This window comes from Mesorhizobium sp. CA13, assembly GCF_020165235.1.
Lineage (GTDB): Bacteria > Pseudomonadota > Alphaproteobacteria > Rhizobiales > Rhizobiaceae > Mesorhizobium.
In genome coordinates, this window is sequence record NZ_JAIUHS010000001.1 from 983195 (window position 1) to 999844 (window position 16650).

Genomic DNA, 16650 nt, shown 5'->3' on the forward strand with positions numbered 1-16650 from the left:
GGCGTCCAGGCAGGCTACGAGGGCCGTTCGGCCTTCAGCACCTGGACCGCCGCCTCGCTGTTGTGGACATAATCATTGGCGTCCGGCTGCTTCTGCACCAAGAGGATGAACAGAAGGTCGGTCAGCGCCAGTTGCGCATCGCGCGCGGTGATGGACGATGAGCGCGCACGCTCCTCGTCGGCGATGGTGTAGAGGCAGATGTCGGCAACGCGGCTCAGCGGATTGTCATGCGGGCCGGTGACGGCGATCACCATGGTGCCGCGCCGGCGGGCCAGTTCGGCTATGCGCAAGGTTTCGATGCTGGCGCCCGAATGGGAGAGCGCGAACAGCACATCGCCAGGCCCGAGCGTCGAGGCATTGGCCATCTGGATATGGCTGTCGCTGTCATGCAGCACATTGCGGCCAAGCTTCATCAGCTTGTAGGAGAAATCGCGCGCCACCAGCGAGGAGGCGCCGACGCCGACCAGATGGATGCGGCGCGCGCCGTTCAGCAATTCCAACGTCCTGGAGATGATCCGCTCGCTGTTGGCGGCGACGGTTCGCTCCATCGACAGAAGCTTGCTGCCGATCAGCTTCTTCAGGATGACCTGGTAGCCGTCGCCGACCTCGATCGAACCGTGGATCATACCGGCCGGCATCTGCCATTCCCGCGCCTTGGCTTCGCTGACGGCGAGCTTGAGCTCCTGGTAGCTGGCATAGCCGAGCTTCTGGCTGAACTTGACGACGCTCGACTGGCTGCGCCCGATCTCGGCCGCAAGAGCAGCCGTCGACAGCCGCAGCATCTCGTCGGGATTGTCGACGATGTACTGGCCGATCTCACGATCGCCGGGCGCCATGCCGTCGAGCTTGGCATTGATCCTGTTCAGAACGGACATGGTTCCCCTTGCGCTTTGGCGTCCAGCCGCACGGCCGAGGAATAATTTATTCCAATTTCGATTGACAGCCAAGAACGCGGAATTAATTCTCGAACCGGGCCGGATTAGGCACCGGATTGGGAGCAGGCTTTCGAGCGCGCTACGCCGGACGCGGCCCGGCACTGGTCGCATAAGGTTTCAGCCATGGACAGACTGCGCATCGTCGGCGGGCAAAGGCTGCAAGGCGCGGTCACCATATCGGGCGCCAAGAATGCCGCTCTGCCGCAGATCGCGGCGGCGCTGCTCAGTCCCTACCCGCTCGAACTGACCAACCTGCCCGACGTGACCGACGTCGAGAACATGCTCGGCGTGGTGCGGCTGCACGGCGCCGAGGTGACGCGATCGGCCCACGCCGCGACGATCGACACCAGTGCCGCCGTTTCCAAGGAGACGTCCTACGACACCGTCAGAAAGATGCGCGCGACAGTGCTGGTGCTGGCGCCGCTACTCGCCCGTTTCGGCCATGCGCGGGTTTCGCTGCCCGGCGGCTGCGCGATCGGCGCGCGGCCAGTCGACATGCATGTCGCCGCACTCGCGGCACTGGGCGCCCGGATCGCCATCGAGAACGGGCTGATCGTCGCCTCGGCGCCGAACGGGCTCACCGGCACGCGCATCGTGCTGAGCTCGCCATCCGTCGGAGCGACGGAAACCGCCATGATGGCGGCGACCACGGCCAAGGGCGAAACCGAAATCCTCAACGCGGCGCGCGAGCCGGAAGTGGCCGACCTCGCCGCTTGCCTCAACGCCATGGGCGCGCGCATCGAAGGCGCCGGCACGCATCGCATCCTGATCGCCGGCGACACGGACTGGCGCGCGGCCAGGCACGACATCATCCCGGACCGCATCGAGGCCGGCACCTATGCCATCGCCGCGGCGATCACCGGCGGGCAGCTGGAACTGACGCATGCCCGGCTCGAGCACATGGCCTCGGTGGTGCAATTGCTGGAGGCGACCGGCGTCGGCGTCTGGCCCGGCGACCGCGGGCTCATCGTGTCGCGCGAGCGGCCGCTCAAGGCCGCCGACGTCACGACGGAGCCCTATCCGGGCTTCCCGACCGATCTCCAGGCGCAGTTCATGGCGCTGATGTGCTGCGCGCAGGGCGCCTCGCTGCTGCGCGAAACCATCTTCGAGAACCGCTTCATGCATGTTCCCGAACTGATGCGGCTCGGCGCCAACATCAAGCTGCAAGGCACCACCGCGCTGGTGCGCGGCGGCGAGAAACTGCATGGCGCGCAAGTCATGGCCACCGATTTGCGCGCCTCGGTGTCGCTGGTGCTGGCGGCCTTGGTCGCCGAGGGCGAGACGACCATCAACCGCGTCTATCACCTCGATCGTGGCTATGAGCAACTGGACCGCAAGCTGCGTCTGTGCGGCGCCGACATCGAGCGGTTGAGCGCATGAATGACGGCCGCTCCGATTATTTTCTCGGCGTCGACGGCGGCGGCACCGGCTGCCGCGCCCGCATCGAGGATGCGAAGGGGACTGTGCTGGGACAGGGCCTCTCCGGTCCGGCGTCGACGCGGCTCGGCATCGATGCGGCCTGGGCGTCGGTTGCCAAGGCCTTTGGCGCGGCGATCGAGGAGGCAGGGTTCGGCGCGGCCGAGACCAACCGGATCCACGCCGGCATCGGCCTTGCCGGAATCGGCCGCAAGGGCGCGCTGGAGGCGCTGCGGGCGATCGCGCATCCTTTTGCCAGCATCGATTTCGTCAGCGACGGCGTCGCCGCCTGCCTCGGCGCGCATTCGGGCCAGGACGGCGCCATCGTCATCGCCGGCACCGGTTCGATCGGGCTCGGCTTCGTCGAAGGGCGCGACCTGCGCGCCGGCGGCTATGGCTTTCCGATCTCCGACGAAGGCAGCGGCGCCGATCTCGGCTTGAAGGCCGTGCAGCTGGCATTGCGCGCCCATGACGGCCGACATGAGCGCACGGCGCTGCTGGCGGAGGTCATGCAGCGTTTCGACAGCGACCCTATGCAAGCCGTGGCCTGGATGGACCGCGCCAGCGCCACCGACTATGCGGCCCTGGCGCCGATGGTGATGCGCCACGCCGACCAAGGCGATCCGGCCGGGCGGCGCATCGTGCAAAAGGCCGCCGAACAGATCGACACGCTGGTACGGGTTCTGTTCGAAAAAGGCGCGCCGCGCGTGACCCTGCTGGGCGGGCTCGCCAGTCCGCTCGAACCATGGCTCGCACCCGACGTTCGCCGGCGCCTGAAACCCGCCGATGGCGACGCGGTTTCCGGGGCGATCATTCTTGCCCGCAGGTCGCCCGGCGAGCGCTAGCACCGGAGGAATAATTTATTCCATCTTTTCGTTGACGAAACGAATATGGAATTCTAAGACGTTAACGAAACAGCGTAGCGACAATAGATCAAAGTGCGCGTGTACCGGAGCCGTTGAGGAACCGCTCCCCTCACGGCTGAGCGACCTAGTTTTGAAAGCACTGGCCTGATTTTGAAAGCGTGAGATGAGCGAGCAAGGTTTGATGTCCGAGCTGGACCGGCTGGTTTCCGAAGGCCGCAATCCGCGGACCATGGACATCGACCTACTGCCGACGATCGATGTGCTGCGCAAGATCAACGACGAGGACCGGGAGGTCCCGGCAGCGGTCGAAAAGGTGCTGCCGGACATCGCGGCCGCGGTCGACCGCATCGTCCTCGCCTTCCAGAAAGGCGCCCGGCTCATCTATATGGGCGCCGGCACCAGCGGCCGCCTGGGCGTGCTCGACGCCTCGGAATGTCCGCCCACTTTCGGCGTGCCGGAAGGCATGGTCATTGGCCTGATCGCCGGCGGGCCCGACGCGCTGGTGCGCTCGACCGAAGGCGCCGAGGATGATCCCAAGAGGGGCGCCAGGGCCTTGCAGGACATCAGGCTCACCCGGGACGACGTGGTGGTCGGCATCGCGGTCAGCGGGCGCACGCCCTATGTGATCGGCGGGCTGAACCATGCCAAGCAGGTGGGGGCAACGACGGTCGCCCTGTCCTGCAATCCGGCATCGACCATAGCGGGTATTGCCGACATCGCCATCTCGCCGGTCGTCGGTCCCGAGGTGCTGACAGGCTCGACGCGGCTGAAATCCGGAACGGCGCAGAAGCTGGTGCTCAACATGCTGAGCACGGCCTCGATGATCCGCATCGGCAAGAGCTACCAGAACCTGATGGTGGACCTTAATCCGTCCAACAGGAAACTGGTCGCCAGGGCAACCAGGATCGTGATGCAGACCACAGGCTGCACGGCGGCGCAGGCGCGCCAGGCGCTCGGCCGGACCGGCAACGACGTGAAGCTGGCGATCCTGCTGACCATCACCGGGCTTGAGGTCGAGGAGGCACGCGCAGCCCTCGCCAAGGCAGGGGGTTTCCTGCGAAAGGCAATCAGCGACAAGACGCCTGAAGGCGCTTGAGACAAGACGGCGTGAAGGCGCTTGAGACAAGACGCATGAAGGCGCTTTAGACAAGGCGGCATGAAGCCACTTAGACAAGACGGCGCGAAGCCGCATAGACTGGGCCGATGCACCAAAGCGCGTGTGTCTTGGAAGCGGTCCGCAGAACTGCAAGGGCATCGGGTTCAAGCAAAGATGGGAGACGAGAATGGTTCACCTCACAAGAAAGCTGCTGTCGGGCATCACGCTGGCAGCCATGCTTGGCATCGCCACTGTTTCGACGCAGGCGGCAACGCTGCACATGGCCTGGTCGCAGGATGCAACGGGACTTGATCCTCACAAGCAGACGGCCTTTTCCTCGCTGCGGCTCCTGGAGCTGATCTATGAGCCGCTGGTGCGGGTCGATGCCAGCCTGCGGATCATCCCGGCCATCGCCACGTCCTGGGAATTCTCCAAGGACGGCAAGGATCTGACCTTCAAGCTCGATCCCAAGGCGAAATTCCAGGACGGCGCTGCCGTGACCCCGGCCGACGTCAAGGCATCGTTCGAGCGCATCCTGGACGAGAAGACCGGCGCCGCCGCCCGCGCCAACTTCCTGTCGATCACCAGCATCGACACGCCGGACGCTGGAACCGTCGTCTTCCATCTATCGCAGCCCGACGCGCCGATCCTGACTGCGATGAGCGACATCAACGCGGCCATCGTGCCGGCGGCCGAGATCAAGGCCGGCTCGATCGGCACCAAAACGGTCGGCTCCGGACCGTTCAAGCTCGACAAATGGGACCCCAACGCCAAGGAAGTCTTGAGCGCCAACAAGGAATGGGCCGGCGGCGCGACCGGCGTCGACGGCATCGAGATCAGCGTGTTGCCCGATGAAGCGGCGATCCTCGCCGCCATGCGCACCAAGCAGGTCGATTTCGCGCTGCTCAACGATCCGCTCGTCGCCACGCTTGTGCCGAAGGAGGCCAGCCTGCAACTGAACCGCGCGCCGGTGCTGGCCTATAACGTGCTGCAGCTCAATCCGTCACGCAAGCCGATGACCGAGCTCAAGGTGCGCCAGGCGATCTCCTGCGCGATCGACCGGCAGGAGGTGCTGGACACCGCCGCGCTCGGTGAAGGCAAGGTCACCGGACCGCTGACCATCCCAGCACTTGCGACCGAACCAAGCCAGCTCTTCTGCTACAAGCGCGATGTCGAGAAGGCCAAGAAGCTGATGGCGGAGGCGGGCTTTGCCGACGGCTTTTCGGCGACCGTGATCGGCGCCACCGGCGAGCCGCCGACGGCGGCGGCAGAAGCCCAGGTCATCCAGTCGCAGCTCGCCGAGATCGGCGTCAAGCTCGACATCAAGATGATGGAGCTCAACGTCTATGTCGACGCCTGGCTGAAGGGCGATTTCGACATGGCGATCGCCTTGAACGGCGGCCGCGCCGACCCCTACACAATGTACAACCGCTACTGGACCAAGGCAGGCAATCTGCAGAAGGTGGCCAACTACATAGACGACACGCTGGACAGCCTGATGCAGAAGGGGCGCGCCGAGACCGATCCGGCCAAGCGCAAGGCGATCTTCGCCGAGTTCGAGAAGCACCTCGCCGAAGTTTCGCCCTGGATCTGGCTCTACACGTCCTACAGCTATACGGCGCAGCAGAAGAACATCGCCGGGTTCGTGCCGACGCCGACGGGCACGCTGTTCAGCCTCAGCAAGGTTACCATCCAGCAGTAGCCGCAGGCATCGGACGAGAGGACTTCTTCGCGTGAACTATCTGATGCGACGACTGGCGGCGTTTCCTCTCGTCCTGCTTGGTGTGTCGATCCTGGTCTTCGTGGCGATCCGGATGGTGCCGGGGGATTCGATTACCGCGATGCTGGGCACCGAGGCCGGCCTGTTGACGCCGGCGCAACGGGATGCGCTCGCAGCTTATTTCGGCATCGACCAGCCCTGGTTCGTCCAGTACTGGCGCTGGATCGGCGGCATCCTGCACGGCAATTTCGGCATCTCCGTCACCTATGGCAGGCCGGTATTGGACGTCATCCTCGAGCGCTTCCCGCTGACGCTGGAACTGGCCGTGCTGTCGATGATCATCGCGCTCGCCGTCGGCATGCCGGCGGGCATCTACGCCGCCACGCATAGCGAGAAATTGTCCGACCTCGGAGTGCGCATCGTCGCCATGATCGGCCAGTCGACGCCGAGCTTCGTGCTTGGCCTTTTGATCATCTACGCGCTGTCGGCCGGTTTCGGCGTGCTGCCGGCGATGGGCGAATTCGCGCCGCTGCGGCAGGATCCGTTGCGCAATCTCAGCCAGTTGATCCTGCCGGCCATCACGCTCGGCTTCGCCTTCGCCGCCTCGGTCACCCGCATCTCGCGCTCGGCCATGCTCGACGTGTTGAGCGACGACTATGTGCGCACCGCCCGCAGCAAGGGCGCCTCGGCGCGCAGCGTCATCTGGCGGCATGCGCTCCCCAACGCGCTGATCCCGGTGGTGACGTTGAGCGGCATCGAATTCGGCTATCTCCTGGGCGGCGCGGTCATCGTCGAGCAGATCTACGCCCTGCCCGGCCTCGGCCGCATGGTGCTCGATGCCATCCTCCAGCGCGACTACGCGCTGGTGCAGGGCAGCGTGCTGTTCATCGCCTTCAACTTCATGATCGTCAATCTTCTGGTGGACCTCGCCTATGTCGCGCTCGATCCGCGCATCCGGCTGGGCGAGCAGTGATGCGCATGCTGCGCGCCATCTTCGGGCACGGCAGCGGCCGTATCGGCGGCGTGATCGTCGGCGTCTATCTCCTGGTCGCCGCCCTCGGCCTGCTGGGGCTCACGCCGCACAATCCGATCACGCAATACCGGATCGACCGGCTGCACGCGCCTGATGGCACTTACTGGATGGGCACCGACCTGTTCGGCCGCGACGTGGCGAGCCGGCTGATGGCGGGTGTCGGCCAGTCCTTCACAGTGGCGTTCTTTTCGGTCGCCTTCGCCGCGCTTGCCGGCACCGTGCTCGGGCTCGCCGCCGCCTGGCTCGGGCGCCGCTGGGACGGCATGGTGATGCGGATCATGGACGTGCTGCTGGCCTTCCCGGCCATCCTCCTGGCGCTGCTGATCGTCACCGTTGCCGGACCTGGCACATGGACCAGCGTGGTCGCCATCGGCGTCGTCTACACGCCGATCTTCACGCGCGTGGTGCGCGGTCCCGCTTTGTCGCTCAAGGCGCGCGAATTCGTCGACGCCGCGCGCACCTTCGGCAGCAGCTCGTTCTATATCGTCACGCGGCATTTGCTGCTCAATCTGGTGGCGCCCCTGACCGTCCAGGTGACGCTGGCGCTGGCTTGGGCGCTGCTCACCGAAGCCGGCTTGAGTTTTCTCGGGCTTGGCACGCAGCCGCCGGCCGCCTCGCTCGGCCTGATGCTGAGCGACAGCCGCAATTTGATGGAAACCGCGCCATGGCTGATGATCTTCCCGGGCCTGGCGATCATGATCAGCATTCTGGGCTTCAACCTGCTGGGCGACGCCTTGCGCGACATCCTCGATCCCAGGATGCGGAGAGCGCTCGCATGATCCCGCTTCTGTCCATTCGCGACCTGCGCGTCGGCTTCGGACGCGATCCGCAAGTCAATGAAGTGGTGCGCGGCGTCAGCTTCGACCTCGCCGATGGCGAAACGCTGGCCATTGTCGGCGAAAGCGGTTCGGGCAAGTCGGTCACCGCGCTGTCGATCAACCGTCTCATCGATTTCGGCGGCGGCCGCATCACCGCCGGCGCCATGAGACTGAAACGGGCCGACGGCAGTCTCTTCGACCTGACGACCGCGACCGAGCCGCAACTGACCGGCATTCGCGGCGCAGAGATCGGCATGATCTTCCAGGAGCCGATGACCTCGCTCAATCCAGTGCTGACGATCGGCACGCAGATCGAGGAATCGTTCCGGCTGCACCGTGGTTTGACCGGAAGACAAGCCACCGCGGCGGCCAAGGACGCGCTCGACCGCGTGCGCATCCCCGATGCGGCAAGGCGGCTGAAATACACGCCCAACCAGCTGTCGGGCGGCATGCTGCAAAGGGTGATGATCGCCATTGCGCTCGCCTGCAATCCGCGCCTGCTCATCGCCGACGAGCCGACCACGGCGCTCGATGTGACGGTACAGGCGCAGATCATGGCGCTGCTTGCAGAGCTCAAGCAGGAAAGCGGCATGTCGATGATTTTCATCACCCACGACATCGGCCTTGTCGCCGGCATCGCCGACAAGGTGATGGTGATGCAGAACGGGCAGGCCGTGGAACAGGGCGAATTGAATCAGATCCTCGACGGGCCGCAGCACGCCTACACGCAGCATCTGTTGCGGGATGTGCCGCATTTCGCCCACGGCCGCGCGACACGCGCGGACCGACAGCGCGACAAGAATGCAAGGACCGGCCCGGCCCTGGAGGTCAACGGCCTGGTGGTGCGGTTTCCGCTCAGGAGCAATTTCTTCAGCCATGCGAGCGGCGCCGTGCACGCCGTCGACGGTGTCGACTTCGACCTGATGCCGGGCGAGACATTGGCCATTGTCGGCGAGAGCGGTTCGGGCAAATCAACCACCGCGAAAGCACTCCTTGGGCTTGTGCGCTCGACGCGCGGCAGCTTCTCGGTCGCCGCCCGGACAGCCTCGGCAAAGCACAGCGCCAAGCCCGTGCAGATGGTTTTCCAGAACCCCTATGCTTCGCTCAACCCGCGGCTGAGCATCGAAAGCATCCTGGCGGAGCCGGTGATCGCCAATGGCGGCCGGGCGGATGCCGAAACGCGAGCCAGGATGGCGAGCCTGCTGGAGCGCGTCGGCCTGCCGGAGAACAGTTTGCAGCGCTATCCGCACGAGTTCTCCGGAGGCCAGCGGCAAAGGCTGTGCATTGCCCGCGCGCTGATGCTCAACCCGTCGGTCGTCGTTCTTGATGAAGCGGTTTCCGCCCTCGATGTTTCGGTGCAGGCCAAGGTGCTTGAGCTGCTGGTCGACCTGCAGCGCGAGTTCGGGCTGGCCTATCTGTTCATTTCGCACGATATGGCTGTCGTCGAGCGGATCGCCCACCGCATCGCCGTCATCTATGCCGGCCAGATCGTCGAGATCGGCGACGCGGCCTCGGTGCTGTCGGCGCCGAAACATTCCTATACGAAGAAGCTCATATCAGCGGTTCCGGCCATCGACCGGCGGCATGAGCGTTTCGAGATCGACACACGTCAGGTGCCGTCGCTGTTGCGCCCGCGGGGGTTTGAGCCGGCACCGGCGAGATGGGAGCGGTTTGGCGGGGATCATATGGCGAGGGTGGAAGGGTGATGAGGAGTGGCGCCCTGGGATATGCGAGGTCGGCGGGCCAGCGCCCCCCTCTGCCCTGCCGGGCATCTCCCCCACGAGAGGGGAGATCGGATTTCATCACTACTTTCGCCAATCTCCAGCGTTGTAGGGTTGGCGGAACATCAACGCTGCCAATCTCCCCCCTCGTGGGGGAGATGGCTGGCAGGCCAGAGGGGGGCGCGAAGGATCGCTGCCTCTCCGAGGGAGGCAGACATTGACCAACCTCGCCCCACTTTTCGACCGCGCCTTCGAACCACTGGCGGCAGCAGTGGCCGCCAGGCGCATTCCCGGGGGCGTGCTCGGCATTGTCGATAGCAATGGCCAACGCATCACCAGAGCCATCGGCGCGGCGCAGTTGGTACCGAATGTGCGGCCGATGCGGGAGGAAACCTGGTTCGACCTGGCGTCCCTGACCAAGGTGATCTTCACCACGCCGCGCATTCTGGCGCTGGCGCAGGACGGTGCCATCGATCTCGACGCACCGCTGATCTCGGTGCTGCCGGACCTGCGCCAATACGACGCCGGGGCCTGGGAGCGGAAGGTGACGTTTCGCCAGTGCCTCGGGCACCAGACGCCCTTCCCGGCCGTTGAACCGATCTACACCTATGGGCGCGATCCCGACCTGCTGCGCGCCTTCATCCTGCAACGGGAATGGCGGGCCCGCGATCCGGTTTATTCCGACATCAATTTCATTCTTCTGGGCTTTGCGCTCGAGCGGCTGTCGGGCAAGACGATCCGCGACATGGAGCCCGGCCCGGGCTTTGCGTGGTCTGCCGAGTCCGATGTCGCTGCGGCGACCGAGGACTGCACCTGGCGCCATCGGGTTCTGTCCGGCGAAGTCCATGACGATAATTGCGCGGCATTGCAAGGCGCCGGCCATGCCGGCCTGTTCGGCACTGTGGCCTCGGTGCTCGATTTCGCGCAAGGGCTGCTGACCGGCGCATCCGAACGCTCGACCACGCTGATGCGGCAGCCCTTGTCCGCCACCCGCACCCATGGCTGGGAGCGTCCCTATGACGGCTGGTCCGGAGGCGCCTTGTGCAGCCCGGGAACGATAGGCCATACCGGTTTTACCGGCACGGGGCTGTGGATCGACTTCGACAGGGGCAAGGCCTGGACCTTGCTTACCAACCGGATCCATCCGACACGTCATTTCGACAGCGGAATCGTCGCGCTTCGCCAAGCGGTCGGCGATCTCATCAATGGAGTTCGATAATGGAATCCATCTGGGCCGTCGGCCTGATGACCGGCACCGTGCTGGACGGCAACATCGATGTCGCCCTGATCAAGACCGATGGCGAGCGCATCGACGATTTCGGCACCTACCGGCTGATGCCCTACCCCCCGTCGATCCGCTCACTGCTCGAGGAGACGCTGAAGCAGGCGCGGGCCTGGAATTTCACCGGACCGGAGCCGGCGATCTTCCGCGAGGCCGAGGAAGCGCTGACGCGCGCGCAATCGGCGGCGGTCAGGGAGCTTGTCGAAGGCTATGGGATGAGGATGGCGGACATCGGCGTGGTCGGCTTCCACGGCCAGACCGTGCTGCATCGCGCGCCGCAAATCGGCCGGCTCGGCCAGACCCGCCAGCTCGGCGACGGCGAGTTGATGCATGCGCTCCTGGGCACCAAGGTTGCCTATGATTTCCGCTCTGCCGACATGCGCGCCGGGGGACAGGGCGCGCCCTTGGCGGCCGCCTATCACACCGCGCTGATGCGCAGCGCCGGCGCCAGCGGCGAGGTGGCCGTGCTCAACCTCGGCGGCGTCGCCAACATCACCTGGTGGGACGGCGGCGACAATGTCGTTGCCTTCGACACCGGCCCCGCCAACGCGCCACTCAACGACTTCATCAAGTCGAAGGGGCTCGGCGAAATGGACCGCGACGGCGCGCTTGGCCGGGCGGGAACGGTCGACGAAGCCCGGCTCGCCAAGCTGTTGCAGCACCCCTATCTGACCAAGGCCTATCCGAAATCGCTCGACCGCTTCGATTTCGGCGCCGCCATGGCGGATGGCCTGAACGCGGAAGACGGCGCCGCGCTTTTGACCGCCTTCACCGCCGCCGCGGTCGGCAAGGCACTTGATCTTCTGCCGAGCCGGCCGAAAAGACTGGTGGTCAGCGGCGGCGGCCGCCACAACCCGACGATGATGGCAATGATCGCCAGCCGCGCCGGTGTCGAGGTGGTGCAGGCCGAAAGCCTCGGCTGGAGCGGCGACGCGGTGGAGGCGGAGTGTTTTGCCTTTTTGGCGGTGCGCGTGCTGCGCGGCCTGCCGATCAGTTTCCCCAGCACGACGGGCGCGCCGCAGCCAATGCGCGGCGGACGGCTGGCTGGTTGATCAGTCGCCAAGCTTTTTCTGCAGGAAGACGCGGCTGCGGCCGACGGGGAAATCGGCAAGCGTTCCGAAGGGCCGGTAGCCCTGGCGCTGATAGACCCTGGCGGCGTTCGGGTTGAAGGTGTCGATCCAGGCGTTCTGGCAACCGCGCGCCACCGCCTCCTTCTCGGCCGCGTCCAGCATCCTGCCGGCCATGTGCCGGCCGCGCAGCCTTTCGTCGACCCACAGCCATTGCACGTAGAGCCAGCCCCAGGCGGTGTAGCCGGAAATGCCGGCGACGACCGCGCCATGTTCGTCGCGTACGAACACCGCCAGGGCCTTCCTTTCGGATGCCCCGACATCGCCGTCGTTGAACGCCGCCAGGCGCTCGCCGAGAAAGGCGAGTTCTTCCGGCAAGGGGTTTGCCGTTGTTTCCAGTGTCGTGTTCATGGCTCTTTCCGGAGTGCCCAGTTGGCTGGGAATGAAGCGTTACGAAGGGCGGGCAAGCTTTACGCCCGTGCTCGAACCGGGCATATCCGGGTCGCCATTGCGGTATTCGGACGCGGAAATGCCGTAGCGTTTGAGCTTGTCGTAGAAAGTCTTGCGCGGAACGCCGAGTGTCTCGATGGCGCCGCGCACGTCTCCGGCGTGATCGCGCAAGGCCTCGCGAATGAGTTGCGCCTCGTAGCGGCCGACCCGTTCGGACAGCGCCCCCGCGGGCTCCGACAAGCGCGCGGACGTCGCCCCGGCCTCCTCGTCGGGCCCGAGGCCAAGCGCGACCCGGTCGGCAAAATGGGCGAGCTCGCGCACATTGCCCGGCCAGTCATGCGAGTGGAGATGGTCGCTCACCGCGGCATTCACGGCCGCGACAGGACGGCCGAAACGCTGCGAGGCCTTGCCCAGGAAATGCCCGAACAGCATCGGGATGTCGCCGCGCCGCTCTCGCAACGGCGGGATGCGCAGCGTCACCACGTTTAGACGGAAATAGAGATCCTCGCGGAAATCGCCGCGCTGGTCTGGCCGACCGAGGTCGATTTTCGTTGCCGCCACGACCCGCAGATCGAGGCGGCGCGTTTCGTTGGAGCCGAGCGGTGTGAGGCTGCGCGTCTCCAGCACCCGCAGCAGCTTGACCTGGAGCTGCGCCGGCATGGATTCGATCTCGTCGAGGAAAAGCGTGCCGCCACTGGAATGCTCGATGCGGCCGATCCGCCGCCGCTGCGCGCCGGTGAATGCGCCCGGCTCGTGGCCGAACAGCTCGCTCTCGATGACGGTCTCCGGCAGGGCGCCGCAATTCAGCGCCACGAAAGGTTTGGCACGGCGCCGCCCCCATCGGTGCAGGAGGTCCGCGACCACTTCCTTGCCGGTGCCGGTCTCCCCTTCCACCAGCACGTCGACATCCATGTCGGCGATCTGGCGCAAGGTCTCGCGCAGGCGGCGGATGGCGGGCGCCTCGCCGATCAACGGCAGGCCGTCGGCGGCCTGCGCGGCGGCCTCGTGCAGCCGCCGGTTCTCCATCACCAGCCGCCGCTTTTCGCTTGCCCGCTTCAGCGCCTCGACAAGGCGCTCGCCGGCATAGGGTTTCGGGATGAAGTCGTAGACGCCATCCTTGAGCGCGGCCACCGCGAGGTCGATATCGCCATGCCCGGTGACCAGGATGACCGGTATGTCGATGTCGATCGCCCTGATCCGATCGAACAGCTGCAAGCCATTCATGCCGGGCATACGGATATCGCTGACAACCACGCCCTGGAAATCCCGGTCGACGGCGGCAAGCGCTGCCTCCGCGGCCTTTAACGCGATCACGTTGAAGCCGGCAAGCTCGAGCAATTGCGTGGTGGCGTGAAGCAGATCCGCGTCGTCTTCGACGAGCGCGACCAGCCCTGATCCCTGCGTCATTCAATTCGCCTCAGATCTATGGTGAAGGACGCGCCTTTTGTGCAGTCGGGATCGAGGCGCAGCGTGCCGCCCAGTTCCTGGGCGATCTCCTGCGAGATCACCAGACCGAGGCCAAGCCCCTTCTCCTTGGTGGTCTGGAACGGCATGAACAGATTGCCGGCCGCTTCCGGCCCGACACCAGGGCCGTTGTCGCGCACCGAAACCAGCACCCTGTCGTCGCGCTCCGCAAGCTCGATCTCGATGCGCGGATCGGGCCGGTCCTTCAGGGCATCCAACGCATTCTGCAAGAGATTGACCAGGATCTGCTCCAACCGGATGCGGCTGGCCATGACCATCGGCGAGGCAGTGCCGCGCGGCTTGACGATGGTCACGCCGGAATCGCGGATGCGGCCGGACAGGAGCGACAGCGCGCCGTCGATCGCTTCGCGCACCGGCAATGGCGAGGCGGCGACGCCTGGCCGCCGCGCGAAGGTGCGCAGCGTGCCGGTTATGGCGCCGATGCGTTCGGTCATCGACACGATCGATGTCAGGTTGCCGGAAACGGATTCGACCTTGCCGCCATGCAGAAAGCGGCCGGCATTCTCGGCATAGGTGCGTATCGCCGCCACCGGCTGGTTGATCTCATGCGCGACGCCGGCGGCGATCTGGCCGAGGATGGAAAGCCGGTTGGCCTGGGCGAGATCGTCGCGCAGCCGACGGACCTTGGCCTCGGCGTTTTCGCGCTCGGCGATCTCGCCGGCGAGGGCCGCGTTGGAGCGGGTCAGTTCCGCCGTTCGTGTGCTTACCCTGCTCTCCAGTTCGGCATTCATGCGCGCCAGCGCTTCCTGCCTCAGGCGGCGGGCACGGCGGCGCCTGAGAAGCACATAGGCAAGCAAACCCGTCAGCAGCAGCGCCAGCAGCGTGGTCAGGCGCGCCGTGTTGGCGGCCGACGTCAAGGCGGCATCGGCAGGTGTGAGCAGCCACAGACGCCAGCCAGGAACCGCGCCGGGCAGGTCCTGCACCACCTCGACGAACCGGCGCGGCTTTCCGGCATCGTCGATCGTCGCCAGGCCGTCGCCGGCACCGCGTCGTATGGGCAGCGGTTCGAAGCCGGCTTCGGCGAGTTGAAGCTGCTCGTGGGCTGTCGCGGCGTCCGCGGCGGAGAGCGGAGCAAGCGCGTGGAACCGCCACTCGGGCCGGCTGGTGGCCAGCACGACACCGCGCTCGTCGGTGACGAAGACGACAAAGCCGCTGGAGCGCCAATTGGCTTCGACGCCGTCGAGCTCGACTTTCAGCACCGCGACGCCGAGCGGCGTGTTGCCGTCGTCGACGCGGCTGGCGAGATAAAGTCCCGGCCTGCCGCTGATCGTGCCGAGGCCATACTGACTGGCGGCGCCCTTGACCATGGCATCGGTAAAATAGTGACGAAAGTTGTAGTCGATGCCGACGAAGCTGCCCGGCTCGCCGGCGTTGCTGGCGGATATTGCGATGCCTGCCGTGTCGATGACATAGATGGCGGATGCCGAGGCGTCCGCGGCAATGGCCCGGAGCTTGTCATCGAGCGCTGTCTCTTGCGTTTTGCCGGCCCGGCGCAACGCGTCGCGCACCGCATCGTCGCGTGCCAGCACCAAGGGAACGAGACGCTGCTTTTCGATTTCGCCGGTCAGGGTGCCCGCCGCCAGCGGCAAGGCCGCCAGTGCTCCGTCGCGCAGATCGCCGGCGGCCTGGTTGGCGGCAAGGCGCCCGGCAATCGCGACCGCTCCCGCCAGCATTGCCAGGGCGATCAGGAGAATGAGCCAGCGGCCGTCACGCAGCCTGGCCATCGCTTCGCGCAGCAGGTCGCGGCCGGCAAACTCCGGATATCCGCTATCGGTGCCTGCCTGCGGCGTCTGACCTCTCCACCGTTCGCTGTTCAGCAGCCACTGTAATGCGAAACTCCGCCCAGGCAAACAAGGGGTGAGTGCGGAAATCCGCACACGCCTCCATCGAAACGGTGACAAAACTGCCGGAAATCCGTAGGTCCGGCGTTTTCTCGATCTGGCACGGCGCTTGCAAAACTCTCGACAGCGGCGAGCGACCGGAGCGCCGCGATGGGAGAAGTCTTGCGGGGCGGCGCGCGCCGTCCCCTCCGGCCAGGGAGATAGCAGATGCACATGGCAAACCAATCACGCGCGCCCGCCGCGCAGCGCAAGCCGCTCTATGCCCAACTGTACGTGCAGGTGCTGGTGGCGATCACCGTCGGCATCCTGCTCGGCCATTACTATCCGTCGCTCGGCGAGAGCATGAAGCCGCTCGGCGACGCCTTCATCAAGCTGGTCAAGATGATCATCGCCCCGGTCATTTTCCTGACGGTCGCGACCGGCATCGCCGGCATGAGCGACCTGCAGAAGGTCGGGCGTGTCGCCGGCAAGGCGATGCTCTATTTCCTCACCTTCTCGACACTGGCGCTCATCATCGGCCTGATCGTGGCCAATGTCGTGCAGCCCGGCGCCGGCTTCAACATCGACCCGGCGACGCTCGACGCCGCGACCGTCAACAGCTACGCCGCCAAGGCGCACGACCAGTCGGTCACCGGCTTCCTGATGAACATCATCCCTGCGACCATCGTCGGCGCCTTCGCGGACGGCGACATATTGCAGGTGCTGTTCTTTTCGGTGCTGTTCGGCATCGCGCTGGCGCTGATCCTCGGCGTCGATCGCTTCATGTCGGAATGCCGGGCGCTGACAAACTTCGTCGGCAATGCGGTGGCGACGCTGGTGGTGGCGCGCTGGGAAGGCGAACTCGACGAGGCCAAGCTGGCCAGGGCGCTGGCGGGGACCGACGATAGCCTGCCGGCGGACATCGTTCCCGCCGAGTAATC

At 65.8% G+C, this 16650-nt stretch carries 14 protein-coding genes; 10 read left to right on the plus strand and 4 right to left on the minus strand.

Going from position 1 to position 16650, the window contains the following annotated elements; genetic code table 11:
• Positions 1-14: 14 nt before the first annotated feature.
• Positions 15-875: a MurR/RpiR family transcriptional regulator gene (locus tag LB566_RS04910; protein WP_224623509.1), complete on the minus strand. Its 861-nt coding sequence runs from the start codon at positions 873-875 to the stop codon at positions 15-17.
• A gap of 183 nt (positions 876-1058) precedes the next feature.
• Here LB566_RS04910 and murA point away from each other — a divergent pair, with 183 nt between their 5' ends.
• The 9 genes from murA (at position 1059) to LB566_RS04955 (ending at position 11939) form a co-directional block, all read left to right on the plus strand.
• Complete coding sequence (gene murA, locus LB566_RS04915; protein ID WP_224623510.1) at positions 1059-2315, plus strand: UDP-N-acetylglucosamine 1-carboxyvinyltransferase; 1257 nt, start codon at positions 1059-1061, stop codon at positions 2313-2315.
• Positions 2312-3196, plus strand: a complete 885-nt coding sequence (locus LB566_RS04920) for an N-acetylglucosamine kinase (protein WP_224623511.1) — start codon at positions 2312-2314, stop codon at positions 3194-3196. The genes murA and LB566_RS04920 overlap by 4 nt, the downstream gene beginning before the upstream one ends.
• Before the next feature lie 184 nt (positions 3197-3380).
• On the plus strand, positions 3381-4313 hold the full coding sequence (gene murQ / locus LB566_RS04925; protein WP_224623512.1) for an N-acetylmuramic acid 6-phosphate etherase: 933 nt from the start codon (positions 3381-3383) through the stop codon (positions 4311-4313).
• A gap of 187 nt (positions 4314-4500) precedes the next feature.
• A complete protein-coding gene (locus tag LB566_RS04930) occupies positions 4501-6015 on the plus strand; it encodes an ABC transporter substrate-binding protein (protein ID WP_224623513.1) in 1515 nt (504 codons plus the stop codon).
• Between the two features lie 31 nt (positions 6016-6046).
• Positions 6047-7006, plus strand: a complete 960-nt coding sequence (locus LB566_RS04935) for an ABC transporter permease (RefSeq protein ID WP_140551201.1) — start codon at positions 6047-6049, stop codon at positions 7004-7006.
• Positions 7006-7845 carry an ABC transporter permease gene (locus LB566_RS04940; RefSeq protein WP_224623514.1) on the plus strand — a complete coding sequence of 280 codons (840 nt, stop codon included), beginning with the start codon at positions 7006-7008 and terminating at the stop codon, positions 7843-7845. The genes LB566_RS04935 and LB566_RS04940 overlap by 1 nt, the downstream gene beginning before the upstream one ends.
• On the plus strand, positions 7842-9590 hold the full coding sequence (locus LB566_RS04945; protein ID WP_224623515.1) for an ABC transporter ATP-binding protein: 1749 nt from the start codon (positions 7842-7844) through the stop codon (positions 9588-9590). Before LB566_RS04940 ends, LB566_RS04945 begins: the two co-directional genes overlap by 4 nt.
• Positions 9591-9822: 232 nt before the next feature.
• Positions 9823-10824, plus strand: a complete 1002-nt coding sequence (locus LB566_RS04950) for a serine hydrolase domain-containing protein (RefSeq protein WP_224623516.1) — start codon at positions 9823-9825, stop codon at positions 10822-10824.
• Positions 10824-11939: an anhydro-N-acetylmuramic acid kinase gene (locus tag LB566_RS04955; protein WP_224623517.1), complete on the plus strand. Its 1116-nt coding sequence runs from the start codon at positions 10824-10826 to the stop codon at positions 11937-11939. Before LB566_RS04950 ends, LB566_RS04955 begins: the two co-directional genes overlap by 1 nt.
• On the opposite strand, the gene LB566_RS04960 is transcribed toward LB566_RS04955, so the two are convergent.
• From LB566_RS04960 to LB566_RS04970, 3 genes are read right to left on the minus strand one after another with little or no spacing between them, the layout of a single operon-like run.
• Positions 11940-12365: a GNAT family N-acetyltransferase gene (locus LB566_RS04960; protein ID WP_224623518.1), complete on the minus strand. Its 426-nt coding sequence runs from the start codon at positions 12363-12365 to the stop codon at positions 11940-11942.
• A gap of 39 nt (positions 12366-12404) precedes the next feature.
• On the minus strand, positions 12405-13811 hold the full coding sequence (locus LB566_RS04965) for a sigma-54-dependent transcriptional regulator (protein WP_224623519.1): 1407 nt from the start codon (positions 13809-13811) through the stop codon (positions 12405-12407).
• Positions 13808-15613 (minus strand): sensor histidine kinase, encoded by a 1806-nt coding sequence (locus LB566_RS04970; RefSeq protein WP_224623520.1) that lies wholly within the window; start codon positions 15611-15613, stop codon positions 13808-13810. Before LB566_RS04970 ends, LB566_RS04965 begins: the two co-directional genes overlap by 4 nt.
• A gap of 324 nt (positions 15614-15937) precedes the next feature.
• Here LB566_RS04970 and LB566_RS04975 point away from each other — a divergent pair, with 324 nt between their 5' ends.
• On the plus strand, positions 15938-16648 hold the full coding sequence (locus LB566_RS04975; protein ID WP_224623521.1) for a cation:dicarboxylate symporter family transporter: 711 nt from the start codon (positions 15938-15940) through the stop codon (positions 16646-16648).
• Positions 16649-16650: the final 2 nt, after the last annotated feature.